The following is a 929-nucleotide window of genomic DNA, read 5'->3' as shown; positions in this document are numbered from 1 at the left end:
CACCAGAGAGTAGAGAGTAAGCGGCGCTTTGGCCCCTTCCAAACCGAAGTCCCGCGGTAGCGCGAGCGGTTACATTTCAATGAGTAAAGCAGAGGAGTTGTCATGCGCCCTTTTAAGAAGATAGCCCTGACCACGACGGCCATTGTCACCTTGGCCACCGCCGTCTCCGCAAATATCTACGAAGGTCAACTCACCTCTTACACCGAACCCCGGAATTTAACTACACCTATGGCCTGGGTCTAATTGGAGCCGAAGAGCGATACGCAAAAGGCGCACGAGGACAAGGCATAAAGATTGCAATCCTGGATACTGGAATCCATATCAATCATCCAGACTTCGCGGGTAAAATCGACACTGAATACAGCTACTCTTTTTCCAGAAGCTCCACAGATATTTCGGACAGCGGCACTCATGGCACCCACGTTGCCGGTATCGCTGGCGGCAGGAAAGACGGTCGAGGCACGTATGGCGTTGCCTTTGAATCTGAGCTTCTCATACTCCAAGGAATTGGTCATTTGTCTGCTTCCATACACCGCTCAATCGAGGCTAAAGCGGACGTCATAAACCACAGCTGGGCTACTGTCTATATTGATCATAATGATGATATCGTAGGTACCAAACTAATCACTGAGTTTACAGATCCAAATCTGTCTTCGGAGCAAAATATCACCCGGCTCAAAACTGAGCTCGGATCCGCAACCATCCAAGCCTTAAAAGATGCCAAATCCGCTGACTTGGTGAGCGTTTTTGCCGCAGGAAACACCAGCGAGGCCCAAGTCTCACACTTTGCAGGCATTCCGGTTGTCCTGCCCGAGTATAAGGACCACATCATCGCCGTCGTCGCTGTCGATAGATTCGGAGAAATTGTCCGTCGTCAGGAGTTTTGGGCCAGTTGGTAATCTGACCTAAGAGAGGCTCTGGCTCATCCG

At 50.8% G+C, this 929-nt stretch carries 1 protein-coding gene; it reads left to right on the top strand.

All coding sequences use genetic code 11. The features are described 5' to 3' along the window. The first annotated feature begins 233 nt into the window (after nucleotides 1–233). On the top strand, nucleotides 234–899 hold the full coding sequence (locus ACR0CG_RS23985) for a S8 family serine peptidase (protein WP_480528014.1): 666 nt from the start codon (nucleotides 234–236) through the stop codon (nucleotides 897–899). Nucleotides 900–929 lie beyond the last annotated feature (30 nt).

Source organism: Ruegeria sp. AB8, assembly GCF_056542605.1.
Note: the sequence above shows the minus strand (reverse complement) of the source record. Positions and strands in the feature narration are given on the sequence as shown.